This window comes from Mesorhizobium sp. NZP2234 (assembly GCF_013170765.1).
GTDB classification, from domain to species: Bacteria; Pseudomonadota; Alphaproteobacteria; order Rhizobiales; family Rhizobiaceae; genus Mesorhizobium; species Mesorhizobium loti_D.
Window position 1 is genome coordinate 3,824,543 of sequence record NZ_CP033364.1, and the last position, 25,096, is coordinate 3,849,638.

Here is a 25,096-nt window from a genome sequence, read left to right on the forward strand (position 1 = left end):
ACGACGGTTGCTGGTGCGGCCCCTAACCTATGGCGTGCTGCTCACCCCACAAGCCGACATTGTGAGGAACTTGCGGAGCGGATGTTGAAGCGCCGACCAGAGCGACGATAATACCCAGGCCTATCGCGACGGCCACGGCGACCACAGCGACGCTGGCTCCAGGCGTGTGCTGGTTGCGTTCCAGAGCCTTGCCGAGATCGTCGAAGGTTGTTTCCATTCGCCGAAGCTAACAGACGTCAGGCAAACAAGGCGTTAACGGGCGAGCGTAGGCCGGGAGTCGTAAGAAATCCCCATGCACGACAGCGGCGGAAGTCGCGTTTTTCCTGTGGCACACCACGGGGCCGACGCGGCCCTACAACCGCACCTTACGCGGAACATTAGCCGTCTCTAAAAGTTGATCCGTGCGGCAGGTAGGTGCCCTCCATCGTCCTGCCGAAGATCGGGCCTCCGATCGGGCCCGCGCCTTTTCGCCGCCAGAGGGGCGCGGGCTTCAACTTGCCAGGGTATGACGATTTCCAGCAACTTTGTGGACAGCGGACTCGTAGAGCAATTGGTCGCTCTGTTTATGTCCCTCATGCCAGGGCGGCTGGCTCGCTGAGATTTCGTTGGGGTTTCTCGGCGAGCCTACCCAAGGAGGGGATAAAATGGCCGGCGCCCGTCGGTTGGGGACCGTTGGGGTGGGGTGGACGCCGGCCAAGCGGACAATCAGGTCCGCCGCATGAACGGCATGACCGATTCAAGAAGCCTGCGATATGGTGCGATCACGGACTGCTGGCGCATGACCTAGCCGACTTGGGGCCTAGCCGACTTGTGGCCTAGCTGACTTGGGGCCTAGCTGACTTGTGGCCTAGCTGACTTGGGGCTTCCTTATGGGCAAGCCGGCTATTGCTTTTGCCGGCCCACGTATCGCCAGGAGGGGCGTCGGCTCCACAGGGGAGCATGGTGCTGATCCGCCGTGTTGTCTGACATCACCTTCCAAACCCCGCGCAGCTTTGATCACGGCCTTGCGGCTGTTGCCGTGTTTGAGGATCAACTCCCAGACCAGGTCCGCGGTCAAACCGTTCTCCGAAGCGAAACATTCGACCTGATGGTCGTGAATAGCATCACACCAGGGCTTATAGCCGCCCATTTGGGCCTCCGCTTTAGGCGCCGCATGCAAAATATGCACTTCTGTCTGATGTGGGTGAAACATGCGAACGAAGGACGCAGCACGGCGCCAGGCGCCAGCGAGCATCGAGGCAGTGATCGGGGCGATGTAGCGCGGAACGCCTACCTCCAGTCAGCCTCCGTGTTCTTTTGGAACGCGACCGCGCCGCTGCGGAGAGGGCGAACCAGCAACCCGAGGATGATGTCGCCGAATAGCCAGAGCCCAAGCAACATGCCTACCGCGGAGGTTCCTCCGGTGGATGGCAGTGCCGGGTTGTCCGGCGGCATCAGAGGTGGTGAGGTACTGCTCGCCCGATATCTTGATCGCGTATATCCACAGGCCCGTCAGGGCGCGTTGAAAGCCAAGGGGCGGCCCTGCAGCCAGGTTGGGCCATTTCCGGGGTGGACTTCATCCACGCCGCGATGCCTGACGAGACTGACACCTGATGGCCACGCTTTTGGATCATGACTGCCGCCGACGGTGGCCGCTGGCTTCAGGTCTGCGATTCGGCGCGGATACTGGCCAAACTTTGGACGGGGAACGGAGGTTTTTGGCTAAGTGCTTGAAGTCGCTGGTACGCCCAAGGGGAATCGAACCCCTGTTACCGCCGTGAAAGGGCGGTGTCCTAACCGCTAGACGATGGGCGCGCTCAGACGAAGCGGCTTATACTGGCGTTGCGCGCAACCGGCAACCCGTCAAGTGCAGCCCTGGACAACTTTTTTCCGACCTTTGGAAACACAGGGCTTCATCACGGCTGCACGGCTTGGTGACTAGCGGAAACGCCCATCGCTTCGTCATTCCAGGGCCGAGCGAGGAGCGAGGCGACGCGGCCTAGCCCTTGGGATCCATGCCGCGACTTCAAGGCGTTGCAACAGTGCGGAATTCTGCCCCTACGCTTCAACCAAGTCACGGAATGGATCCCCGGGTCTTCGCGACGGAGCTTCGCTGCTGCTCAGCCCATGGTTGGCGAGGTTGGGAATGCTCAGGCCAATATCGAAAGTCTAGAATTGTCCGCTGAAACGATATTTGCGGCACGACCTGGCCGCTCCGGCCCGTGAAATCGCGCCCTTCAGCCGTCGCCGCCACCGCTGCGCCGGCGGCAGCGCCAGTTCCAGTCGCGCTCGGGGCCGACGTCGACGTGGACCGATTCGGTGTGGCAGTAGGTGCCGACGCCGCCACGGCCGGGCATGGTCCTGATGTAGTTCGCCAGTTCCCATTTGGAGACGCCGGGCACCTGGATGTCGGCGGCGGCGCAGTACATGTGCAACGAATTCTTGGCGCCGTTGGCGCGGCGGTTGCGGGCGGGGTCGCGGTAGCCTGACGTCACCATCATCTTGCGGCCGTAATGGCCTTCGATCGTCTTCAGCACGCGCACCAGCGACGGCTTCAGACAGGCGACATCAACGCTTTCGTTCTGCTTCAGCAGCCCGTTGGGCGCGAGCCGGGCCATGCCGGCGGCGGACGCTACCTGATAACTGCCGCCTTCGTCCTCATTGAGGTCGACGTCGCTTTCGTCGTCGAGGCCGGATTTGCGCTTGATCTCGAACAGCGCCGTCTGGCGCACGCCGGGCAACGCATCGCCACCCGTGATGTGGCCGGCTTCGTCGCCGGTCGAAGCCAGCTGTATCGGCTTTGCGGTGGAGTCGGCCGAGGCCAGTGTGATGATGGGCTTTGCCGGTGCCGACGCGGACTTGGCCTGCACGGCCGGCTGTTCGCCCGTGCGTGTTTTGACAAGCGGAGCAGGGGTCGCGGAAGCCGGCGTGGCGCCGAACATCGAGGCCAGGAAGCCCCGTTTCTTCGGTGCTTCGGCTTGTGGCATCTCACCCGCAGTCACATAGACCGGATTGTTCATCGCCGGTGCCGCGGCAGGCTTCGGCGCCGTCACCTCGGCATCGGCGGCGGCGATCTTCTGGGCGACCGCGTCGGTCTGTTGCGCCGTCTGGGCCGGCTGCTGCAGGGCCTGTGGCGTTTGTCCCGCGATCGTTTCAGCCCCGGCCGGCGTTGTCAGTGGAAAGGCAATCTCGGGCTTGGCGATCGGTACGTAAGCGACCGTTTCGGGAAGCGCCGTGTCACCTTCGCTCATCACGGTCGTCTGGGTGGTCGTGGTCTGCGATGTCGAATCGGCGGTGGCCATGGGCGTGCCGGTGGCGGCCGCATTGATGTTCGAGGAAGAGGCATTGTAGCCAGGCATTCCGACCGACATTGTCGGGTCGCCAGCCGAGGTGCAGGAGGCCAGGAGCACGGAGCAGAACGCTGCCACGATGGCGCGGCGTTCTCCCTTTGCGAGGCTCCATCCTGCTGATTTCAAAGTCAAATTCCCCCTCGATACCCGGCCGGTAACTCCTTGGCGCAGCATTGGCCGCCGCAGTCCAGGGTGACCTTTGTCTCCGATCCGGAAACGAGACCTGTGTCAAATCCGCAAGCTCGAAAGTATCTTTGCAGCGATTGCCGAATTACGGCCGCTCGACGGTTGACGACACCATTTCGCCCGCTTTTGGCAGGCCGTCAACTCACCAGACATTACAGTCCGTTACACACGCACCCTGACATAGGTACCCGGAGCATCCCCCAAGGTTTTCATATGCTTGCCGGGTTTGCGGGCAGGCACGCGGGTGTTGTCCTTGGCTTCTATCCAGCTTTGCCAGTGCGGCCACCAGGATCCGGGATGCTCGGTAGCCGTGGCTATCCACTGGTTGAAATCGCCGATCGGCGCGCCGCCGGTCCAGTACTGGTACTTGTTGGATGCGGGCGGATTGACGACACCCGCTATGTGGCCGGATCCGGCCATCACATAGTCGACCTTGCCGCCGAAATACTTCGAACCGACGAAGACGGACAGCGCCGGCGCGATGTGATCTTCCTTCGAGGCGAGGTTGTAGATCGGGATGGTGACATCGCCGAGCGAGACGGTGCGGCCCGCCAACTCCATCGTGCCGCGCGAGAGGTTGTTCTCGAGATAGCAGTTGCGCAGGTAGAAGGAGTGGTTGGCCGCCGCCATGCGGGTCGAATCGGCATTCCAGTAGAGCAGGTCGAAGGGCAGGGGATCCTTGCCGCGCATGTAGTTGTTGACGACATAAGGCCAGATCAGGTCACCGGATCGCAGCATGTTGAAGGCGGTCGCCATCTTGGTTCCGTCGAGGTAGCCCTTTTCGTTCATCGACTTTTCCACCGCCGCGACCTGTTCCTCGTCGACGAACACTTTCAGGTCGCCGGCATGGGTGAAGTCGACCTGCGTGGTGAAGAAGGTCGCCGACTTGACGCGGTCGTCGCCTTCGCTGGCCATCAGCGCCAATGCCGCCGCCAGCAGCGTGCCACCAACGCAGTAGCCGATCGCGTTGACGTCGCGCTCGCCCGTGGCCTTTTCGATCGTGTCGAGGCCGTATTGCAGGCCTTCCCTTATATAGGCTTCCCAGTTCTTGGCGCCGTGGCGCTCGTCGGGATTGATCCAGGAGATGACGAAGACGGTATGGCCCTGCTCGATCGCCCAGCGGATGAAGGATTTCTGCGGGTTGAGGTCGAGTATGTAGAACTTGTTGATCCAGGGCGGGCAGATCAGCAGCGGCCGTTTCAGCACCGTCTCGGTGGACGGATCATACTGGATGATCTCCGCGACGTCGCTGCGGCCAACCACCTTGCCGGGCGTGGTGGCGATGTTGCGGCCGATCTCGAAGGGCGAATAGTCGGCCTGGCGCAGTTTCAGGTCGCCCTTGCCGGCGGCGATGTCCTCGGCCAGCATCTTCATGCCGCGCACTAGGTTCTCGCCGTTGGAGGCGACGGTTTCGCGAAACAGTTCCGGATTGGTCAGGATGAAATTCGACGGCGAGATGGCGTTGGACACCTGCTTGACGTAGAAGCTCGCCTTGTGGCGGGTGTGCTCGTCCAGACCTTCGGCGTGCTCGACCAGTTCGGACGCCCAGCGCGAGGTGACGAGATAGGCCTGCTTGAGAAAATCGAAGAAGGCGTTGCGGCCCCATTCCGGATCCTGGAAGCGCTTGTCGCCGCGCTCCGGCTTGACGGCATCGTCGGCACCCTCGGCGCTGGGGCTGACACGCTGAATGGCGTTCGCCCACACGGTCATATAGCCGGCGAACAGCCGCGTCTGCGCTTCGAGCGCGCGCTGCGGATCGGCAAGCCAGTATTCGCTGAGCTTGGAGAAGGTCTTGACCATGTCGACGACCGGTTCGGCGACGTGGTCGCGCACTTCGCCTTTTTCGCGCGGCTCGGCCCAGGCGGACGCCGCCTTCCCGGCCTGTTCGAGCATGCGCGCCATGTTCAACGCGAAGCGTTCCGGATCCTTCACCAGATATTGCTCGACGGTCGAAGGCTCGTCATCTTCCGTTTTGCCCGAATCGGGTGTTTTGGACATGGTTCGCGGGGTTCCTCCCGAAGCGTTTTCTTGACATATTAACATGGGACATCCGACAGGGTCCAATCTCGCTCTACCTCGGCTGCCAAGGAAACAATATGACGATTAATATTGGCGAGACTGTTTTTTTTGGTGCCGCACGCTTTTGCCGCATCGGCGTGGCGATCGTCCTCGTGGGGATCGCCGGATGTTCGAGCACGAATACCAGCGGACCGGTGCCGATGGCCGAGAATGCGGGGCCGAAGGACACGGGCACCTTTCCGAACCTGAACATCCCGCCGCAAGTGGCGAACAAGCAGTTCACCGAGGCCGAGCGGAACGCCAAGCTCGCCGAACTCAAGGCCGACAAGAGCGGGCAGGGTGCCAAAAGGGGCGGCGGCTCCGTCACCGATCAGGCGGCGCTGACGGATCTGGCCAAGAAGCACGGCCCCCAGACGCTGAAGCAGATCGAAGGCAAATGCGATCCCACCCTCGACCCTACCTGCAAATGAGTATATAGCGCGCGCCCAATACCCCTTTGCTGTCTGGAACCGCCATGGAAGAGTTTCACAAGGTCCGTCGCCTTCCGCCCTACGTTTTCGAGCAGGTCAACCGGCTCAAGGCCAGCGCGCGCTCGCGCGGCGCCGACATCATCGACCTTGGCATGGGCAATCCGGACCTGCCGACGCCGAAGGCCATCGTCGACAAATTGTGCGAAGTCGTGCGCGATCCGCGCACGCATCGCTATTCCTCCTCGCGCGGCATTCCGGGGCTGCGCCGCGCCCAGGCCGCCTATTATCAACGCCGCTTCGGCGTGAAGCTCAATCCCGACACGCAAGTGGTTGCCACGCTCGGCTCGAAGGAAGGCTTCGCCAACATGGCGCAGGCAATCACCGCGCCCGGCGACGTCATCCTGTGCCCCAATCCGACCTATCCGATTCACGCTTTCGGCTTCATCATGTCGGGCGGTGTCATCCGTTCGCTGCAGGTCGAGCCCGATGACGGCTTCATTCCGGCGGTCGAGAGGGGCATTCGCCATTCGATCCCGAAGCCGCTGGCATTGATCCTCAACTATCCGTCGAACCCGACGGCGCTGGTCGCTTCGCTCGATTTCTACAAGGACGTGGTGGCGTTCGCGAAGAAGAACGACATCATCATCCTGTCCGACCTTGCCTATTCGGAGATTTATTTCGACGGCAATCCGCCGCCTTCGGTGCTGCAGGTTCCGGGTGCCATCGACATCTGCGTCGAATTCACCTCGATGTCGAAGACCTTCTCCATGCCCGGCTGGCGCATGGGCTTTGCCGTCGGCAACGAACGGCTGATCTCGGCGCTGACGCGGGTGAAGTCCTATCTCGACTACGGCGCCTTCACGCCGATCCAGGTGGCGGCGGCCCATGCGCTCAATGGCGACGGCGCCGATATCGCCGAGGTGCGCGACATCTACCACAGGCGCCGTGACGTGATGGTCGATGCCTTCGGCCGTGCCGGCTGGACCATTCCGGCCCCTGCTGCCTCGATGTTCGCCTGGGCGCCGATCCCTGAGCCGTTCAAGCATCTCGGCTCGCTCGAATTCTCCAAGCTGCTCATCGAGCACGCCGACGTGGCGGTGGCACCCGGTGTCGGCTTCGGCGAACATGGCGACGATTTCGTGCGCGTGGCGCTGGTGGAGAACGAGCACCGGATCCGCCAGGCGGCGCGCAACATCAAGCGCTTCCTGTCGACCAGCGCCAAGCAGCCCAACAATGTGGTGCCGCTCTCCGCTCACCGGTAAGCAAAATTCGATCTGATTTGAGGGACGTCGCCTTCCATGGCTGAAGCACTGCGTGTTGGAATTGCCGGCCTCGGCACGGTCGGTGCATCGGTGGCACGTGTGCTGCGCGACAAGGCGGCGGAACTGACCCGGCAATGCGGGCGCGACATCATCGTCGCAGCGGTTTCGGCGCGCGATCCGAAGCGCGACCGTGGCGTCGATGTCAGTTCCGCAAGATGGTTCGACGACCCGGTCAAGATGGCGCAGACCGCCGAGATCGACGTGTTCATCGAACTGATCGGCGGCGATGAAGGGCCGGCGCGCCTGTCGGTGAAGGCGGCGCTCGAAGCCGGCCGCCATGTCGTCACCGCCAACAAGGCCCTGCTCGCCAAGCATGGCGTGGCGCTGGCCGAGATCGCCGAGAAGAAGGGCGTGCTGCTCAACTACGAAGCGGCGGTGGCGGGCGGCATTCCCGTCATCAAGACGATGCGCGAGGCGATGGCCGGCAACTCGGTCACCCGTGTGTTCGGCATTCTCAACGGCACGTGCAACTACATCCTGACCCGCATGGAGGCCGAGGGCATCTCGTTTGATGCCTGCCTGAAGGACGCGCAGCGGCTGGGTTACGCCGAGGCCGATCCGACCTTCGACATCGAAGGCCATGACACCGCGCACAAGCTGTCGATCCTGACCAGCCTTGCCTTCGGCACCAAGATCGCCGCCAACGACATCTACATGGAAGGCATTTCCAACATCACCCAGGCCGACATCCGTGCCGCCGGCGACCTCGGCTACAGGATCAAGCTGCTGGGCGTTGCCCAGCGCACCGAAAGCGGCATCGAGCAGCGCGTGCATCCGACCATGGTGCCGACCGCCTCCGTCATCGCGCAGGTGCATGGCGTCACCAACGCGGTGGCGATCGAGACCGACATCCTCGGCGAACTGCTGCTTTCGGGCCCCGGCGCCGGCGGCAACGCCACCGCCTCGGCCGTCATCGGCGACATCGCCGACATCGCCAAGAGCCGGCCGGGCTTCCAGCATGGGCCGGTCTTTGGTCGGCCGGCAAAGGAGTTGAGGCCTTACAAGAAGGCGCAGATGCGCAGCCATGCCGGCGGCTATTTCATCCGGCTGACCGTGCATGACCGCATCGGCGTGTTCGCCGCGATCGCCAAGCGCATGGCCGACAACGATATTTCGCTGGAATCGATCGTCCAGCATGCGGTCAGCGGCGAGGCGGCGGCACAGAAGACGGTGATCCTCGTCACCCACGAGACCACCGAGGCCGCCGTGCGCAAGGCCGTCGACGGCATCACCAAGGACGGTCACCTGACCGACAAGCCGCAGGTCATCCGCATCGAGCGGGCAGGGTAGCTCCGCCCCCACCGTCGCGCAGCCGCGATCAACCGGAACGAATCCGTGCCGGCCCCGTTCTCTTGGTCAGCAACCAAGGGAGCCACTCCATGGCCGATACCAACAAATCCGATACCCCTCAGATCGACGACATCCAGAAAACGCTGGAAAAGCAGATCGCCGAACTGCGCAAGGAGATCACCAAGATCAACAAGAGCATTTCAGCGCGGGGCGCGGAAATGCTCGACGATGCCAGCGAGCAAGCTTCGGATTTGTATGAGACGGCCGCGGCGCGTGCTTCGCGGACAGCACAGCAATTGCGCAGCCAGGCCCAGGCGGTTTCGGACGTGGCGCGCGAAAATCCCGGCACCACGACTGCCGTGATCGGCGTGATCGGCCTGCTCGGCTTTCTGGCCGGGATCGCCGTCGGCCAGTCGTTGAACAACGACACCCCGCGCCGCTGGTATTGACCGCGCCGGCATCGAGCCGGCGCTGCCGGTTCGTTTCGCGGTTTCTCAGGTAATCATTTTAGGAGGGCACCATGGCTTCATCCGTGCTGATCGGCATTCTGATCACATTCCTCGTCATCATCCTTGTTCTTTATCTTGTGCAGCGCCTGCCTCTCGATGCCCGGATGCGGCAGATCGTGCAGATTATCGTCATCATCATCGGCATCATTTCGTTGCTCAAATACCTGGCGGTTTTCTAGATCCCGGCGTTATCTTCATGCGTCTTCAAGTGCGGCCCGGCTGTTCCCAGCCGGGCCGCAATCTTGTTCGCAATAAGGTTCAATCGATTGATATTGCTTATCTTTCGATAAAACTCGCGGCAGGTCTTGCCGTTGTCATGCTCGTTTGACAAAACAAGCCCGCCTCCGGCGGGAGGTGGCATGCAAACGAGGATTTGCCGAAATGAATGTGGCCCAGAACATTGTCGCCGGCCTTGACCGGATACTCACCATGGAACTGGTGCGCGTCACCGAAAGGGCCGCGGTCGCGGCAGCCAGGCTGCGTGGGCGCGGCGACGAGAAGGCGGCTGACCAGGTCGCTGTCGACGCCATGCGCCAGGAGCTCAACCGCCTTGCCATCAAGGGCACGGTGGTGATCGGCGAGGGCGAACGGGACGAGGCGCCGATGCTCTATATTGGCGAGGAGGTCGGCACCGGCAAAGGCCCGGCCGTCGATATCGCCCTTGATCCGCTCGAGGGAACGACGATCTGTGCCAAGAACCTCCCGAACGCGCTTGCCGTCATCGCGATCGCCGAGAAGGGCAGTCTGCTGTTCGCGCCCGACGTCTATATGGACAAGATCGCCATTGGTCCGGGTTATGCCGAAGGCGTCATCAACCTCGACGCTTCGCCGGCCGAAAACATCGCCAGCCTGGCCCGGGCCAAGGGCGTCGCGGTGTCCGACATCACCACCTGCATCCTCGACCGGCCGCGCCACGCCAAACTGATCGATGCCGTGCGCGCCACGGGTGCCGCGATCCGGCTGATCGGTGACGGCGATGTCGCCGGCGTCATCCACACCACGGATCCGGACGAAACCGGTATCGATATCTATCTCGGCACGGGCGGCGCGCCCGAGGGCGTGCTGGCAGCGGCCGCACTGCGCTGCACCGGCGGCCAGATGCAGGGCCGGCTGATCCTCGATACGCCGGAGAAGGTCGCCCGCGCCGCGAAGATGGGCATCTCCGATCCGAAGCGGATCTACCATGCCGAAGACATGGCGCGCGGTGATGTGCTGTTCGCGGCCACCGGCGTGACCGACGGCAATATGCTGGCCGGCGTCAAGTTCGGCGGCACATACATCACCACGCATACGATCGTCTTGCGGTCGTCGTCGCGAACCGTGCGGGAGATCAAGGCCCGGCACCAGGATCTGGATAAGTTCTAGAGTTCTTTGTTTTGACGCAATTCCGGACGGTTTCATACTTTTCCTGGAATTGCTTTAAGCCTGCTTGCGAAGCCTCGCCGCAGTTGTTAGCCATTGGCTGCATCTGAACCCTGGCCGCGCAAGGACCGAGGATGAAAGCGTTCGACTGGCACGCGGATCCGGTTTCGCGTGCCACGCCCATCACGAAGTCCTATCGCAACACCCAGAATGTGCGCCGCTTTTTCATCCGCGAATGCGGCGATAAGTTCAGGTTCGATCGGCCTTTCATGGCCTGGCTCAAGAACGATTGGGAAAAGACAATGGGGGATGCAGCCGAGGAATGGGTCCGGCGCCAGGCTGAAAAGCGGAAAGCGTAGTTATTCTTGAATTCTCCTGCGACGCCTACCGCCGCGAACCGCTTGGCTTTGCCCGCCTTTGGCCTTAAAGCCCGTCGTGTCCACGCGACGCTTTTTTGGGCCGTTGTTTGTGCATGTCGTCATCCCAAAACCGCTGCGCACTTTTGGGCGGCATGCATAATCCTGCGGCCAATTATGAGTTGGCAAAGCGCATGATGGGCGACAGGCGCCTCTTCCTCGATGTCAGGCAGTCGGCTACCGGTCTCTCCTGGGAGCATCGGCTGACCGAACGACAGGACATGATCGCGCTTGCCATCGCGCAAGGCCATGGCGTGCCCGACATTGTCGCACGCGTTCTTGCCGGACGCGGTGTTACCGCCGAGCAGACCGAGCGGTTCCTCGATCCGACGATCCGCGACCTGTTGCCGAATCCCGCCTCGCTGACCGACATGGACAAGGCCGCCACCCGCATCGCGGCGGCGGTGATGGCGAGGGAAAAAGTGGCGATCTTCGGCGACTACGATGTCGACGGTGCGGCCTCGTCAGCCTTGCTGAAGCGGTTTCTGACGCATTTCTCGGTGCCATCGGAAATCTATATTCCGGACCGTATTTTCGAGGGTTACGGCCCCAATCCCGATGCCATGCGCGAACTCGTCTCGCGCGGCGCGACGCTGATCGTCACCGTCGATTGCGGCACCAACAGTGCCATTTCCGTCGATGCAGCCAATGCCGCCGGCGCCGATGTCGTGGTGCTCGACCACCATCAGGTCGGTGGCGCCTTGCCGGCCGCGATTGCCGTCGTCAATCCAAACCGCGACGACGATCTTTCCGGCCAGGGTCATCTCTGCGCCGCCGGCGTCGTGTTCCTTGCCCTGGTGCAGACCGCAAAGGTCCTGCGTGGCTTGACCGAGACCACGCCGCCGGATCTGCTTTCCATGCTCGATCTCGTCGCATTGGCCACGGTGTGCGACGTGGTGCCGCTGACCGGCGTCAACCGTGCCTTCGTCGTCAAAGGGCTGCAAGTGGCGCGCCAGCAGAAGAATGAAGGGCTTGCCGCATTGGCGCGGGTTTCCCGCATCGGCGAACCGATCGGCACCTTTCATCTTGCCTATCTGATAGGGCCGCGCATCAACGCCGGCGGGCGCATTGGCGATGCGGCCCTTGGCAGCCGGCTGCTTGCGACAGACGATCCGGTCGAGGCGCGAACCATCGCGGAGACGCTGGACCGGTTGAACCAGGAGCGGCAGCTGATGGAGCAGGAGATGCTTGCGGCAGCGCGCGCCGAAGCCGATGCCGAGCTTGCCGGCGGCAATGGCCCGGCCATCGTCGTCACCGCCAGCAACAACTGGCATCCCGGCATTGTCGGCTTGCTCGCTTCACGACTGAAGGATCATGCGCGGCGGCCGGCTTTCGCCATCGCCTTCAACGCTGTGGGCATCGGTACCGGTTCGGGCCGTTCGGTGTCGGGCTTCGACCTCGGACGGCTGGTGCGTGAAGCCGCCGACGCCGGGTTGATCGTCAAGGGCGGCGGCCATGGCATGGCGGCCGGCATCACCGTGGAGCGCGCCAGGCTCGGCGAACTCAGGGCGTTTTTCGAGGAGCGCGCGGCCGCCGACGTGTTTCGGCTGCAGGACGAGGAAAGCCTGGCAATCGACGGTGCGCTTGCCGCCGAAGGCGCGACGCTCAGCCTGCTCGACGCGCTGGAAAGGGCCGGCCCCTTCGGCGCCGGCCACGTCGCACCGGTTTTCGCGCTGCCTCGCCATCGGCTGGCCGACGCCCGCCCGGTCGGCACCAACCATATCCGCGCCGAATTGCAGTCGGAGAGCGGCGGCCGCATCCAGGGGATCGCCTTTCGCGCCGTCGACACCGCACTTGGCGAATTCCTGTTCAAGAACCGGGGCAAGACGGTGCATGTCGCCGGCTCGCTGTCGGGGAACTACTGGAACGGCAACCGCACCGTCCAGTTTCGCATTATCGACGCGGCGCGGGCGTGAGGGTGGCTGGCTAAGCCAAAACCGTCTGCAGCCGGCTCAGTTCGCCGATCTGCGCCATCGTCGCCTGGTAGCCGAGCTGGATCGCCTCGTCGGCACGGTGGAACTCGGTCAGGCCGATATGGCTGAGCTTGGGCTGGAGCGACATGTCGGGCGGATCGCCGGCAAGCCTGGCGCGCGAGATGCGGTCCTGGATGATGTTGAAGGCTTCGACCATGACGCCGGTGATGCCGAGGCGGGTCTGATGCGACTGGTGGTCGGGGTCCGGGTGACCGGCGCGCGGCGCGTCCTTTTCGACAACCAGTTCGCCGGCGCTGTGCTTTATCACCGCGGCGCGACCGAACAGGTCGTAGTGAAGATTGACCGCCACGACGAGGGGCTGTTCGTAGGCGCGGCAGACCGACACCGGCACCGGGTTGACCAGCGCGCCGTCGACCAGCACCCGGCCGTTGCAATTCACCGGCTCGAACACGCCGGGCAGTGCGTAGGACGCGCGCATGGCTGTGATCAGCGAGCCGCTCGACACCCAGATTTCGTGGCCGGTGCGGATTTCCGACGCGACACAGACAAATGGCTTGGGCAGATCCTCGAAACGAACGCCTGCCACATGCTCACGCAGGCGGGCGTCGAGCTTCATGCCGCCGAACAGGCCGCTGCCGCGCAGATTGAGATCGAGCAGCCCAAAGATGCGACGCTTGGTCAGGCTGCGTGCAAACTCTTCCAGTTCGTCCAGTTTGCCGGCGAGATAACAGCCGCCAACCAGCGCGCCGATGGAGGTGCCGGCTATCATCGACACTTCGATGCCGGCTTCGTCGAGCGCACGCAGCACGCCGATATGGGCCCAGCCACGAGCGCAGCCGCCACCCAATGCCAGTGAGATGCCTGTCTTCTTTTCGGGTTTTGGTTGGGGTGCGCCGCCGGACGAGGAGAGGCCGTTGGCTTCTCGAACGTCTGATCTGTTACGCAATGACGCCCACTCGAGCATCATGATCTCCCTTGTCCCGCATCCTTTGTATCAGAAGGATGTTTGAGAATAGTGAACATGAGTGGTTTGTGAATATGGAATGGTTCACACAGGCTTCCGATACGTCTTTTCCGCATCGAACAGCGGTTTGCTGCCGTCGTCGACAAGCGTCCCCTTGCCGTCGACCAGCCCCACCGTCCGATAAAAGCATGAACGCCGGCCGGTGTGACAAGTTGCGTCGTGGCCCAACACTTTCACGTGCAGCCACAATGCATCCTGATCGCAGTCGGTGCGCATCTCGACGACATGCTGGAAATTGCCCGAGGTTTCCCCCTTCTTCCAAAGTGCGTTACGCGAGCGCGACCAGTAGTGGGCGATCCCAGTTTCCAATGTCAGCGCGAGCGCTTGCGCATTCATATGGGCGACCATCAGCAGCATGCCGTCTTCGGCATCGGTGACGACCACCGTGACAAGACCGGCCGCGTCGAAGCGCGGCGAGAACACCGCGCCTTCTTCGAGGGCCTTTTTGTCTGACGGAGCTTCGCGAAATTCCAGTGCCGACATCGCCGGTGCATTTTCCTGTTTGACCATGATTCCTGGACAAACGTTTTCGCTTGTCCGCGAAAACCGGTTTTCCGGGATCATGGTTGGGCGACGCCGGTGCGGGGCTTACGCCCCGCCGCCGCGCACCATGGTGACAAAACGAACCTGCTCTTCGGGGGTATCCTTGAAGACGCCGGTGAAGGTGGAGGTGAGCGTGGTGGAACCCTGCTTGCGGATGCCGCGCATGGCCATGCACATATGCTCGGCCTCGATCATCACGGCGACGCCGCGAGGGTTGAGCACGTCCTGGATGACGCCGGCGATCTGCGCGGTCAGCGCTTCCTGCGTCTGCAGCCGATGGGCGAAGATATCGACGACTCGTGCGATCTTGGACAGGCCGACGACCTTGCCGTCCGGCAGGTAACCAACATGCGCCTTGCCGATGATCGGCACCATGTGGTGTTCGCAATGCGAATGGAACTGGATGTCCTTGACGATGACGAGGTCGTCATAGCCTGCGACCTCCTCGAAGGTGCGGCCGAGTTCCTCTGCCGGGCACATGTCGTAGCCACCGAACATCTCGCGGTAGGCCTTGGCTACGCGCTTGGGTGTGTCGATCAGCCCTTCGCGGTCCGGATTGTCGCCGGTCCAGCGCAGCAGCGTGCGCACCGCGGCCTCGACCTCGGCTTCGCTCGGCCGGTCGGTGATCGGCTTTTCCATGTAAGCGGACTGGGGCATGAATTTCTTGATGACGGCATCCATAAAAGGCGTCTCCCGTAGTTCCTCTCCAAGGAGGAACGAGTTGAACGGACCACGACCTTTCGGTGTCGGAAACTCGCCCCGTTTCCAGCCCCGTAAGCGGCGTGACTTTCCCGGCCAGGACCGCGGCGCTCATCGCCTTGTCGTTACCGGACTGCCAGCATTATATAAGGTCGTAGCGAGCGAAAGGAAGACGCAGCAGCGGCAATCGCTGTTCGCTTGGCGGCGACGGATTGGAAAATAATGATCAACGACGTCTATAACGCGAAAATTCTCGGCTTTGCCGGAAACATTGAACGCATCGGCCGGCTCGACCATCCGGACGCGACCGCCAAGGCGCATTCCAAACTGTGCGGTTCGACCGTTACCGTCGACCTCAAGATGGAAGACGGCGTGGTAACCGACTTCGCCCATGACGTGAAGGCCTGCGCGCTCGGCCAAGCGTCGTCCTCGATCATGGCGCGCCACGTTGTCGGCGCGAGTGCCGAGGAATTGCGCGCTGTGCGCGACACCATGCTGAAGATGCTGAAGGAAAATGGCGAGCCACCGCAAGGACGCTTTGCCGACCTGAGGTATCTGGAACCGGTGCGCGACTACAAGGCGCGCCATGCCTCGACCATGCTGACCTTCGACGCCGTGGTCGACGCCATCGGCCAGATCGAGAAGAAGCGCGCCGAAGAAGCGGCTTAGGCCTGCTCCCGCAGCTTGCGTCTGCTTTCGGCAAACTCGGCTCTTAGCCAGTCGGCGAACGCGGCGGCCGGTTCCGAAAGATCCTTCAGATTCCTGGCCACCAGCCAGTAGGCGCCAGACGCAACGTCGATGTCGAACGGCTTGATCAGCGCTCCGGACGCGACTTCCCCGCCGATCTGCAAGAGATCACCCAGCGCCACGCCATGTCCGAGCAGCGCGGCCTGCTTCGACAGCGAGGCATCCGCCAGCATCGGACCTCGCGCCGGCACGGCGTCGGCGGGCACGCCGGCCGCCTCGAACCAGCGCGCCCAGCCCTGGCGGTTTTCCTCGTGCAAGAGCGTGTAGCGGGCGAGGTCGATCGGCTTCTCGAGGGCAGGGCCCGAGGCGAGCAGCACCGGCGATAGAACCGGGGAATCGACCGTCGAGGCAAGCCGCTCGGCCTGGCTGCGAGGCCACGAGGTGGCATGGGCGCTGAAGCGCAAGGCAAGTTCGGGCTGGTCGCCGCGGAAATCGATCAGCCTTGGATCAACTTCCAGGGACACGTCGATATCGGGCCGCAATTGGCGGAATCGGTTGAGCCGGGGCACCAGCCATACGGATGCAAGCGACGGCTCCACACTGACGCGGACCAGGGACTGCGCGGGGACCGCTGCCAGTTCCGACAGCAGCCGGTCGATATCGTCGAAGCTTCTGACCAGTTGGGCAAGCAGCCGGCGACCGGTATCGGTCAGTTCGACACGGCGATGATGACGTTCGAACAGAGGTTGGCGCAGGAAGGTTTCGAGCTCGCGGATCTGCCGGCTGATCGCAGCCTGGGAGACGAAAAGTTCCTCGGCGGCCCGGCTGAAACTCAGATGCCGCCCCGCCGCCTCGAAACTCCTCAATGCCGTCAACGGCAGGCGCCCGCGCTTCATTCGCATAATCCAGGGTTATCCGAAATGGAAATTATACTCGTTTGAAGGCCAAGGCCAGCGGCGGTCTAATCGCGTCAAAGGAGACCGACCATGAACCAGTTCCTGAACATCTTCGGCGATGTGATGCGGATCGCGACGTTCCAATGGCGTGACGAAAGGCTGCATACAAAGTGTGGCCAGGAGCCGATCCGCCCCGACCGCTGGGTGCCTCCGGTTGACCGGCAGCCGTTTCGCCGCTTCCGCCCATGACGCACAAGGGGTGGGGATTGCGTTCTCCCGGCGAAGCTCACATCTATCGCGGGAAGAACGCGATACGGAGATTGCGGTGCACGACCCGCATGGGCATGCCCACACTGCCAGGCCGCCGGGACGCGGCCGCAACTGGCCCGGCCCATGGCGCAAGACGCCTGGCCGTCTCTTCGGCACGTCGCTCGTGCGCCTCTACCAACTGACGCTATCCGGCTTTGTCGGCAATTCCTGCCGGCATCTGCCGACCTGCTCCGAATACGCGCATGAGGCGATCGCCCGCCACGGCCTGTGGGCCGGTGGCTGGATGGGCCTTTTTCGCGTGCTGCGCTGCGGTCCATTCGGCACGCACGGCGTCGATTTGGTTCCGGAAGTGCTGGCGGACCGTTATGTCTGGTTCATGCCTTGGCGCTATTGGTGGATAGGCAGAAAGGGCGGCAAAGCCAACAACTGAGGATAGTGCTGAAGGCCGTTCATCCTCTGGGCGTTTACGATCCGGTAGGGTTAACGCAAGCCTGCACAAAGACTGCGCATTTGAGACAAAATCGAGACAAGAGACCTCGCTAAGCCCGCTCGCGAACACCCTTCTGGAGCGAGCATCAATGCGTAACATCGACCGTCTTCCCTTTATCCTGGCTGGAGTCCTGTTCCTGCTCGCCTGGCTGCTGGGGTTCCCGATGCGCGCGCAATCGGCGCCGCTTGGGGATGTGCACTGCACGCTGATCGCCGACGCGGCGACCGGCAAGACGCTTTACCAGGACGGGACCTGCGATCAGCGTTTCAGCCCGGCCTCGACGTTCAAGGTACCGCTTTCGCTGATCGGCTACGACGCCCGTATCCTGAACGATGAGCACACGCCGACCTGGGATTACAAACCCGAATTCAATGCGGTGAAGCGTGACCAGAAGACTGTCGACCCGGTGATCTGGGAACGCGATTCGATTATCTGGTATTCCCGGGAGATCACCCGCCGGCTGGGCGGCGAGAAATTTGCCGGCTATGTATCGAGGCTCAACTATGGCAATGGCGACGTTTCAGGCAATCCCGGCAAGGATGACGGGCTCACGCGTTCCTGGGTCAACTCCTCGCTCAAGATCACGCCGGTCGAACAAGTTGCCTTCCTGCGCCAGCTGCTCGCTGGCAAGATGCCGGTGTCGGCGAAGGCGCATGAGATGACACGCGCAATCATACCAAGCTTCAAGGCCGGTGATTGGGCCGTTCAGGGCAAGACCGGCAGCACGAGGCTCGGCGAGGGCGGCAAGGACAAGCGCTCGCTCGGTTGGTTTGTCGGCTGGGCCCGGAAAGACGGACGCCAGATCGTGTTCGCCCGGCTGGTTGTCGATGCCAATCGGACTGATATGCCGAAAGGGTTGGCGACGCGGGCCGCGTTCCTCAGGGATCTGCCGCAACTGATCAAGTAGGCTGGGCTTTACGGCGGCGGCATCTGCTCATAAAAGACTGCCGCCGCCGGACGCCTCCGGCCAACCTGATGCAGGTCGCGGCCGCAAGCCGCCGGTGACCTGCATTTTACCACCCGCGCTCGTTTGCGGGACTGGATAGGAGATACATGATGCTGAATTCCGTTTCCCTGACATTCCCCGATGGCTCCGTCCGCGACTACGACGCGGCGATGACCGGTGCCGGCCTGGCCGAATCGATCTCGAAGTCGCTGGCCAAGAAGGCCGTCGCCTATGCCATTGATGGCACCGTGCGCGACCTCAGTGACCCGCTCGGCAAGTCCGGAAAGGTCGAGATCATCACTCGCGACGATGCGCGCGCGCTTGAGCTTATCCGTCACGACACCGCCCACGTGCTGGCGGAAGCCGTGCAGGAATTGTGGCCGGGAACGCAGGTGACCATCGGGCCGGTGATCGAGAACGGATTCTATTACGACTTCGCCCGCAACGAGCCGTTCACGCCGGATGATTTTCCGGTGATCGAGAAGAAGATGCGCGAGATCATCGCGCGCAACAAGCCGTTCACCAAGGAGGTCTGGTCGCGCGACAGGGCCAAGAAGGTGTTCGCCGACAAGGGCGAGCGCTACAAACTTGAACTGATCGACGCCATTCCCGAGGATCAGGATCTCAAGATCTACGCCCAGGGCGACTGGTTCGATCTCTGCCGCGGTCCGCACATGGCTTCGACCGGCCAGATCGGCAATGCCTTCAAGTTGATGAAGGTGGCTGGTGCCTATTGGCGTGGCGATTCGAACAACCCGATGCTGACGCGCATCTACGGCACGGCCTGGGCCGACCAGGCGCAGCTTGATGCCTACCAGACGATGCTGGAGGAGGCCGAGAAGCGCGACCATCGCAAGCTTGGCCGCGAGATGGACCTTTTCCATTTCCAGGAAGAGGGACCGGGCGTCGTCTTCTGGCATGCCAAGGGCTGGAAGATGTTCCAGAACCTGGTCAACTACATGCGCCGCCGGCTCGACGAGCAGGGCTACCAGGAGGTCAACGCTCCGCAGGTGCTCGACAAGAGCCTGTGGGAAACGTCAGGCCACTGGGGCTGGTATCGTGACGCCATGTTCAAGGTGACGGTTGCCGGCGACGACACCGACGACGATCGCGTTTTCGCGTTGAAGCCGATGAACTGTCCGGGCCATGTGCAGATTTTCAAGCATGGGTTGAAGTCCTATCGCGATCTGCCCGTAAAACTTGCCGAATTCGGCAATGTGCATCGCTACGAACCATCGGGCGCGCTGCACGGGCTGATGCGCGTGCGCGGCTTCACGCAGGACGATGCGCACATCTTCTGCACAGAGGAGCAGCTGGCGTCGGAATGCCTGCGCATCAATGATTTGATCTTGTCGACCTATGCCGATTTCGGCTTTGACGAGATCAGCGTGAAGCTGTCGACGCGGCCGGACAAGCGTGTCGGCACCGACGAGGCGTGGGATCACGCCGAGGCGATCATGGGCAGCGTGCTGGAGACGATCAGGACGAGGTCCGGCAATCGGATCAAGACTTCGATCAATCCGGGCGAGGGCGCCTTCTACGGGCCGAAGTTCGAATATGTGCTGAAGGATGCCATCGGCCGCGAATGGCAGTGCGGCACGACGCAGGTCGACTTCAACCTGCCGGAACGCTTTGGAGCCTTCTACATCGGCTCCGATTCGGAGAAGAAGCAGCCGGTCATGGTGCACCGTGCCATCTGCGGCTCGATGGAGCGTTTCCTCGGCATCCTGATCGAGAACTATTCCGGTCACTTCCCGCTGTGGTTCGCGCCGCTGCAGGTCGTGGTCGCGACGATCACGTCCGACGCCGACGGCTATGCGACCGAAGTGGTGGCAAAACTCAAGGCCGCGGGCTTGTCGGCCGAGGCCGATCTGCGCAACGAGAAGATCAACTACAAGGTCCGCGAACACAGCCTGGCCAAGGTTCCGGTCATCCTCGTCTGCGGCAAGCGCGAGGCGGAAGAGCAGACGGTCAACATGCGCCGGCTTGGATCGCGTGACCAGGAGTCGCTGGGCCTTGCCCAGGCAATCGATCGGCTGACCGAAGAAGCGGTCACGCCCGATCGCCGGCGCAAGCGCGCCGCCTGATTTGAGCAGCACCTTTGATGGTGGCGGTGGAGCGATCCACCGCCATTTTCATATCCCTGTCACGCCGATCTTGTAACGAGCCCCCATGCTCAAGCTGAAATTGCGCGAACGGTCCTTTCCCGAACTTTCCTACGCCAATCCGCACCAGCCGGTGCTGGCGCGGTGGTTCATTCATTCCGTCGAAGGCCTTTCGGGCCGCGATCGTTTTGCGGCACTCTACGATTTCTGGCGCCGTGAGGTCGTACCGACCGGTGAGCGCGTGTTCAGCCGCATGCTCGACCTGATCGATGTCGGCGTGCGAACCGCCGATCAATGGCCGCCCGCACAATTGCCCGATACGCCGCTGGTGATCGTTGCCAACCATCCCTTCGGCATTGGCGACGGCATTGCGGTGCTCTCGCTGGCGGAGCAGCTCGGGCGGCCTTTCCGGGTGATGATCCACAAGGATCTGCTCAGGATTCGCGAAATGGAACCCTATTCGCTGCCGATCGACTTTTCCGAGACCAAGGACGCGCTGAAGAACAATATGGCGGTGCGCCATGAAGCGGTGCGGCTGCTGAAGGAAGGTGTCACCATCGTGGTGTTCCCGGCCGGCGGTGTTGCCACCGCGCCGAAAGGGTTCGGCAGGGCGCGCGACCTGCCATGGAAGATGTTTCCCGCCCGCCTCGTCCAGGAAGCGAAGGCGTCGGTCGTTCCCATGCATTTTTCCGGGCAGAACGGCAGGCTGTTCCACTTGGTCAGCGGGCCGATGAACATGGCCGAGCGCGACGGCCGGGTGGCCAAATTCGTCGGCAAGGCCTCGTTGACATTGCGCACGTCGCTGCTCATCCGCGAATTCGCACGGCTGTCCGGCAAGGCGATCGACGTGCGCGTCGGCGATGTGCTGAGCTGGAGTGAGCTGGAGCCGCTGCGCGACCGCAAGGCATTGCTCGAGCGGCTTTACCGCGGCGTGTTCGACCTGGCGCCACAGCTGCCACGCCGCCGGATTCCCTTCCTGCCGGCACGGACAAAGCTAAAGCTGGCAGCCTGAAATCGGGGAATGGGCCGTAGAAGGCTAATCCGCGCCTTCTTCCGGGTCCATCGCCGCCGCTTCGGTGGCCAGAACCTCGATCTCCTGGTTCTGACCGGCCACGACCGTGAAATCCTTCTGGTAGATGCGGTCGCGGTTCTTGGCGATGATGGTGTAGTCGCCCTCGGCAAGCACCATCGAGGCGAAAGCGCCGACGGTTTCCTTGATCGGATCGCCGGATTCGTTGAGCAGCGACCAGGACGTGTCGGCAATCGCCTCGCCGCCGGTTTCGCGCACCAGCTTCATCGTGATCTCGGCGGCGTGATGCTCGACGGTGGCCTCGGTCAGCTTGCCGGCCTCGACGCGGATGTCGGAGCGGATCACCGCGTTGACCGCGCCATAGGTCGAGACGACGTGGTAGATGCCGGCATTGAGCCGCACGACGCTGTTGGGTTCGACGTCGGGAATGATCAGCGCGCGGTCGCCATTGGCCTCGGCGGTGCCCTCATAGATCGAGAAGCGCAGTTTTTTCGGGGGAATGCGCACGCCGCCGGACAGAACCGCGTCGAGCTTCAGGCCTCCGGCGTCGAGCACCAGGCTTTCCCGCTTGGCTTCCTTGCCGACAGTGATGCGCTTGGTGGCGCCGGCGCGGCCATAGGAGGCATGGACCAGATAGCTGCCAGGCTCGAGCTGGAAGACGGCACTGCCGCCATGCGCGGAGGCCACCATCGGCAATTTGCCGTTGACGGGTTCGGGCTTGAAGACACGCCAGACAAGGCCACGGGTGATGTCGGTGCCCTTGTCGGTCAGTTGGGCCGACAAAGTGATGGCGCCACCGCCGCCAAGCGCCAGCGGGGCTTCTGTCCTGGGCGTCGCATAGCTCGAAATCCCGGGAAGTTTCAGGTCGCTGACGCCGTCCTTTTCCTGCGCAGCAGCGAAGGAGACCGGCAGCAGGAACAGCGCGGCGCAGAGCCAAACCAGGAAAAGACGCAGTCGCCCCTCAAACATGCCTTGCGTTGAAGCCCATGGCGGTGGCAATTTCAAGGCTTAAGAGTCCGATCCACGACTCTTCAGCCCGGCGCTCGCGCGCCTTTGCCCGAGCCGCCCGAATTCCCAATGGTGCGCTTCAGCTCAAAACAGAGTGTCTAGGAGACTTGCGCCCATGGCGTCGCCGATCATCGACTTCCTGCTGACCCGAAATTCAGCACCGATTCCGGACCTCAAGGAGCCGGCACCCAGCGATGCCGATATCGCGACGATGATCGCCGCCGCCACGCGCGTGCCCGACCATGGCCGGCTCGAGCCCTGGCGCTTCATCCTCTATCGCGGCGATGTCCGCGTCGAGATCGGCAAGAAGCTCGCGGAGCTCGCCGAACAGCGGGAAGGGCCGTTGCCCGAGGGCCGCCGCAACCAGGAGCTGGCGCGCTTTTCCCGTGCGCCGCTGGTGATCGGCGTGGTGTCGGTGCCGAAAGAGAATCCCAAGATCCCGCAATGGGAAATGTTCCTGTCCGGCGGCATGGCGGCAATGAACCTGATGATTGCTGCCAATGCACTGGGCTATGGCACCAACATGATCAGCAACTGGTATTCCGACGTGCCGGAGGGCAGGGCAATCCTCGGACTGGCGCCGCGGGAGCGCGTCGTCGGCTTCATCCACATCGGCTCTTATGCCGGCCAGGCGCCGGAGCGGCCACGGCCCGATCCGGCCAAGCTCTTCGCCGATTACTCAGGACCCCGGGCGGGCTGAATGTTCTATGAGCCGTCCATGGGACACGGGTTGCCCACGATCCGTCGAAGGCGATCGTGGCGCCGCGCCCGGTCGGCTGGATATCGACGCTGAACAAGGCGGGCGAGATCAATCTCGCGCCATACTCTTTCTTCAATGCGGTTTCGACACGGCCTTTCATCGTCTGGTTCTCGTCGGAAGGAGAGAAGGACAGCGCCTCCTTTGCCCAGGAGACCGGCGAGTTCGTCGCCAACCTGGTCAGCCGCGATCTCGCGGAGAAGATGAACTACACGTCCGTCAACGCGCCGCCTGGCGTCAACGAGTTCGTCTATGCCGATCTCGCCATGGCGCCTTCGCGTCTCGTCAAGCCGCCCCGTGTGGCGGCAGCGCCCGCCGCGCTGGAATGCCGGGTGACGGAAGTCTTCCGCCCAAGGGCGTTGGACGGAACGCCAACCAGCGCCGTCGTCGTTGCCGGCGAGGTCAGGCGGAAATGCCTGCCGCCCTCGCGCGTGCAAGCAGCCTTTCGGCCAGCCGCAGATGCGGGCGGTCGTACATCTTGCCGTCGATACCGACGACGCCGGGATTGCCGACCGCCTCGAACGCCGCGACGATTGCCGCCGATTGCTTGACCGCCTCGGCGGAGGGCGTGAAGGCCGCATTGATGACCGGTACCTGGTCGGGATGGATCGCCATCTTGCCGGTGAAGCCGTCTCGCTCGGCCTCGGCGCATTCCGTGGCGAATGCCGCCATGTCGCGAAAATTCGGGAACACTGTGTCGATCGCGGCGACCTCTGCGGCTCCGGCCGCCAGGATAGTCGTCAGGCGGGCGTGGCGGAACACGTCGGTGTAACGGCCCTGCTCGTCGCGGGTGGAGCGCGCGCCGATCGCCGCCGACAGGTCTTCCGCGCCCCAGGTCAGACCGGCGAGCCGCGCGCTTGCGCCGGCATAGGTCGCCGCGGCGAGTATTCCTGCCGGGGTTTCGGTGATGATCGGCAGGATCCTGATCGAGCCGTCGGGCAGGCCGTTCTCCGCCTCCCGAACCCTGAGCTTTGCCGAGAGGTGCTGCACATCCTGGCCGCTGTTGGATTTGGGCAGCATGATGCCGTCCGGCTTTGCCGCAACGAGCGCGGCGAGATCGTCGTCGGTCAATCCGGTCGAAAGGTCATTGACCCTGACATAGATGGCCGAGGTGGTTTGCCCCCTGCGTTCGACGATAAAGCGTGCGGCGACCGCGCGCGCCGTAGCCTTGTTCTGCGGCGCCACGGAATCCTCGAGATCGACAATCACCACGTCGGCGCCGGCGCCGAAACCCTTTTCCAGCTTGCGTTCGGAATCGCCGGGAACGAACAGTAGCGAACGCATCAGGCGGCCTTCTTCAGCATCATCGCTTGCCTGGTGCATTTGGCGACGAGGTCGCCATGCTGATTGTAGGCGCGGTGCTCGAATTCGACGATGCCGCGATCGGGTTTCGACTTGGACTCGCGCACCGAGACGACCGAGGTTTCGACACGGATGGTGTCGCCGTGAAAGACCGGATGCGGAAACACGGTTTCCTTCATGCCGAGATTGGCGACCGTCGTGCCGACCGTGATGTCATTGACTGAAATGCCGATCATCAGGCCGAGCGTGAACAGCGAGTTGACCAGCGGCTTGCCCCATTCGCTCTTGGCGGCGAAGTCGAAATCGATATGCAGCGGCTGCGGATTCAGCGTCATCACCGAAAACAGCATGTTGTCGCTCTCGGTGACGGTCTTGCGCAGCGTGTGCTGGAAGACGTGGCCGACGACGAATTCCTCGAGATATAGCCCGGCCATTTGCTGTCTCCTCCGCTGTCCGACGGTTGATAAGCGCTGCATTCGGCAGTCGCAAGCCAGTTAATGAA

Annotated in this window: 25 protein-coding genes, 1 tRNA gene and 1 pseudogene; 16 read left to right on the forward strand and 11 right to left on the reverse strand. The window is 62.9% G+C overall.

What is annotated here, in order from left to right:
• Window positions 1-22: 22 nt before the first annotated feature.
• The 4 genes from EB230_RS18900 to phaC form a co-directional block, all read right to left on the reverse strand.
• Complete coding sequence (locus EB230_RS18900; protein ID WP_056572302.1) at window positions 23-217, reverse strand: hypothetical protein; 195 nt, start codon at window positions 215-217, stop codon at window positions 23-25.
• Between the two features lie 1,502 nt (window positions 218-1,719).
• Window positions 1,720-1,794 (reverse strand) — tRNA-Glu (locus tag EB230_RS18905).
• A 422-nt stretch (window positions 1,795-2,216) separates the two neighbouring features.
• A complete protein-coding gene (locus tag EB230_RS18910) occupies window positions 2,217-3,461 on the reverse strand; it encodes a YcbK family protein (RefSeq protein ID WP_081295120.1) in 1,245 nt (414 codons plus the stop codon).
• A gap of 216 nt (window positions 3,462-3,677) precedes the next feature.
• The gene (phaC, locus tag EB230_RS18915) at window positions 3,678-5,513 is read right to left on the reverse strand and encodes a class I poly(R)-hydroxyalkanoic acid synthase (RefSeq protein WP_172373568.1); all 1,836 of its coding nucleotides are present in this window, start codon (window positions 5,511-5,513) and stop codon (window positions 3,678-3,680) included.
• A gap of 98 nt (window positions 5,514-5,611) precedes the next feature.
• Between phaC and EB230_RS18920 the strand changes: the two genes are divergently transcribed.
• The 8 genes from EB230_RS18920 to recJ all read left to right on the forward strand — a co-directional run bounded on the left by EB230_RS18920 (window position 5,612) and on the right by recJ (window position 12,819).
• Window positions 5,612-6,004, forward strand: coding sequence for a hypothetical protein (locus EB230_RS18920; protein WP_081295121.1), 393 nt, complete (start codon window positions 5,612-5,614; stop codon window positions 6,002-6,004).
• Between the two features lie 44 nt (window positions 6,005-6,048).
• Entirely contained in the window at window positions 6,049-7,266 is a 1,218-nt protein-coding gene (locus EB230_RS18925) for an LL-diaminopimelate aminotransferase (RefSeq protein WP_056572292.1), read from the forward strand.
• A gap of 36 nt (window positions 7,267-7,302) precedes the next feature.
• On the forward strand, window positions 7,303-8,616 hold the full coding sequence (locus EB230_RS18930; protein ID WP_172373570.1) for a homoserine dehydrogenase: 1,314 nt from the start codon (window positions 7,303-7,305) through the stop codon (window positions 8,614-8,616).
• An 89-nt stretch (window positions 8,617-8,705) separates the two neighbouring features.
• Window positions 8,706-9,065, forward strand: coding sequence for a hypothetical protein (locus EB230_RS18935; protein WP_056572288.1), 360 nt, complete (start codon window positions 8,706-8,708; stop codon window positions 9,063-9,065).
• A gap of 71 nt (window positions 9,066-9,136) precedes the next feature.
• Window positions 9,137-9,304, forward strand: coding sequence for a Thivi_2564 family membrane protein (locus EB230_RS18940; protein ID WP_081295122.1), 168 nt, complete (start codon window positions 9,137-9,139; stop codon window positions 9,302-9,304).
• A gap of 202 nt (window positions 9,305-9,506) precedes the next feature.
• Window positions 9,507-10,490 (forward strand): class II fructose-bisphosphatase, encoded by a 984-nt coding sequence (gene glpX / locus EB230_RS18945; protein ID WP_056572286.1) that lies wholly within the window; start codon window positions 9,507-9,509, stop codon window positions 10,488-10,490.
• A gap of 131 nt (window positions 10,491-10,621) precedes the next feature.
• Window positions 10,622-10,846, forward strand: a complete 225-nt coding sequence (locus EB230_RS18950; RefSeq protein ID WP_172373572.1) for a DUF6434 domain-containing protein — start codon at window positions 10,622-10,624, stop codon at window positions 10,844-10,846.
• A 191-nt stretch (window positions 10,847-11,037) separates the two neighbouring features.
• The gene (gene recJ, locus EB230_RS18955; RefSeq protein ID WP_056573399.1) at window positions 11,038-12,819 is read left to right on the forward strand and encodes a single-stranded-DNA-specific exonuclease RecJ; all 1,782 of its coding nucleotides are present in this window, start codon (window positions 11,038-11,040) and stop codon (window positions 12,817-12,819) included.
• A gap of 10 nt (window positions 12,820-12,829) precedes the next feature.
• Here recJ and EB230_RS18960 read toward each other — a convergent pair whose 3' ends face one another.
• The 3 genes from EB230_RS18960 to folE form a co-directional block, all read right to left on the reverse strand.
• Window positions 12,830-13,801, reverse strand: coding sequence for a patatin family protein (locus tag EB230_RS18960; protein ID WP_172375119.1), 972 nt, complete (start codon window positions 13,799-13,801; stop codon window positions 12,830-12,832).
• An 84-nt stretch (window positions 13,802-13,885) separates the two neighbouring features.
• On the reverse strand, window positions 13,886-14,344 hold the full coding sequence (gene hisI / locus EB230_RS18965; protein ID WP_172375121.1) for a phosphoribosyl-AMP cyclohydrolase: 459 nt from the start codon (window positions 14,342-14,344) through the stop codon (window positions 13,886-13,888).
• A gap of 105 nt (window positions 14,345-14,449) precedes the next feature.
• Window positions 14,450-15,085, reverse strand: coding sequence for a GTP cyclohydrolase I FolE (folE, locus tag EB230_RS18970; protein WP_172373574.1), 636 nt, complete (start codon window positions 15,083-15,085; stop codon window positions 14,450-14,452).
• Between the two features lie 240 nt (window positions 15,086-15,325).
• Here folE and EB230_RS18975 point away from each other — a divergent pair, with 240 nt between their 5' ends.
• Window positions 15,326-15,772 carry an iron-sulfur cluster assembly scaffold protein gene (locus tag EB230_RS18975; RefSeq protein WP_056572283.1) on the forward strand — a complete coding sequence of 149 codons (447 nt, stop codon included), beginning with the start codon at window positions 15,326-15,328 and terminating at the stop codon, window positions 15,770-15,772.
• Here the strand turns inward: EB230_RS18975 and EB230_RS18980 are convergent.
• On the reverse strand, window positions 15,769-16,686 hold the full coding sequence (locus tag EB230_RS18980; RefSeq protein ID WP_172373577.1) for a LysR substrate-binding domain-containing protein: 918 nt from the start codon (window positions 16,684-16,686) through the stop codon (window positions 15,769-15,771). The genes EB230_RS18975 and EB230_RS18980 overlap by 4 nt on opposite strands.
• A 90-nt stretch (window positions 16,687-16,776) precedes the next feature.
• On the opposite strand from EB230_RS18980, the gene EB230_RS18985 reads away from it, so the two are divergent.
• The 5 genes from EB230_RS18985 (at window position 16,777) to EB230_RS19005 (ending at window position 21,509) form a co-directional block, all read left to right on the forward strand.
• Window positions 16,777-16,935 (forward strand): hypothetical protein, encoded by a 159-nt coding sequence (locus tag EB230_RS18985; protein WP_081295123.1) that lies wholly within the window; start codon window positions 16,777-16,779, stop codon window positions 16,933-16,935.
• Window positions 16,936-17,011: 76 nt separating this feature from the next.
• Window positions 17,012-17,386 (forward strand): membrane protein insertion efficiency factor YidD, encoded by a 375-nt coding sequence (gene yidD / locus EB230_RS18990; RefSeq protein WP_056572280.1) that lies wholly within the window; start codon window positions 17,012-17,014, stop codon window positions 17,384-17,386.
• A gap of 148 nt (window positions 17,387-17,534) precedes the next feature.
• Window positions 17,535-18,353, forward strand: a complete 819-nt coding sequence (gene blaOXA, locus EB230_RS18995; protein ID WP_056572277.1) for a class D beta-lactamase — start codon at window positions 17,535-17,537, stop codon at window positions 18,351-18,353.
• 149 nt (window positions 18,354-18,502) lie between these two features.
• On the forward strand, window positions 18,503-20,479 hold the full coding sequence (thrS, locus tag EB230_RS19000; protein ID WP_056573390.1) for a threonine--tRNA ligase: 1,977 nt from the start codon (window positions 18,503-18,505) through the stop codon (window positions 20,477-20,479).
• Window positions 20,480-20,564: 85 nt separating this feature from the next.
• The gene (locus tag EB230_RS19005) at window positions 20,565-21,509 is read left to right on the forward strand and encodes a GNAT family N-acetyltransferase (RefSeq protein WP_056572275.1); all 945 of its coding nucleotides are present in this window, start codon (window positions 20,565-20,567) and stop codon (window positions 21,507-21,509) included.
• Window positions 21,510-21,533: 24 nt separating this feature from the next.
• Here the strand turns inward: EB230_RS19005 and EB230_RS19010 are convergent, their stop codons facing one another.
• Window positions 21,534-22,496 (reverse strand): hypothetical protein, encoded by a 963-nt coding sequence (locus EB230_RS19010; protein ID WP_056572273.1) that lies wholly within the window; start codon window positions 22,494-22,496, stop codon window positions 21,534-21,536.
• 154 nt (window positions 22,497-22,650) lie between these two features.
• Between EB230_RS19010 and EB230_RS19015 the strand changes: the two genes are divergently transcribed.
• Both EB230_RS19015 and EB230_RS19020 read left to right on the forward strand, forming a co-directional pair.
• Complete coding sequence (locus EB230_RS19015; RefSeq protein WP_056572271.1) at window positions 22,651-23,235, forward strand: nitroreductase; 585 nt, start codon at window positions 22,651-22,653, stop codon at window positions 23,233-23,235.
• Window positions 23,236-23,696: pseudogene (locus EB230_RS19020) on the forward strand (flavin reductase family protein); the annotation flags it as partial. It abuts the gene before it with no gap.
• Here the strand turns inward: EB230_RS19020 and EB230_RS19025 are convergent.
• Both EB230_RS19025 and EB230_RS19030 read right to left on the reverse strand, forming a co-directional pair.
• Window positions 23,695-24,576, reverse strand: coding sequence for a CoA ester lyase (locus tag EB230_RS19025; protein WP_172373579.1), 882 nt, complete (start codon window positions 24,574-24,576; stop codon window positions 23,695-23,697). The pseudogene EB230_RS19020 and the gene EB230_RS19025 sit on opposite strands and share 2 nt — an antisense overlap.
• The gene (locus EB230_RS19030; RefSeq protein ID WP_056572267.1) at window positions 24,576-25,028 is read right to left on the reverse strand and encodes a MaoC family dehydratase; all 453 of its coding nucleotides are present in this window, start codon (window positions 25,026-25,028) and stop codon (window positions 24,576-24,578) included. Before EB230_RS19030 ends, EB230_RS19025 begins: the two co-directional genes overlap by 1 nt.
• Between the last annotated feature and the right edge of the window lie 68 nt (window positions 25,029-25,096).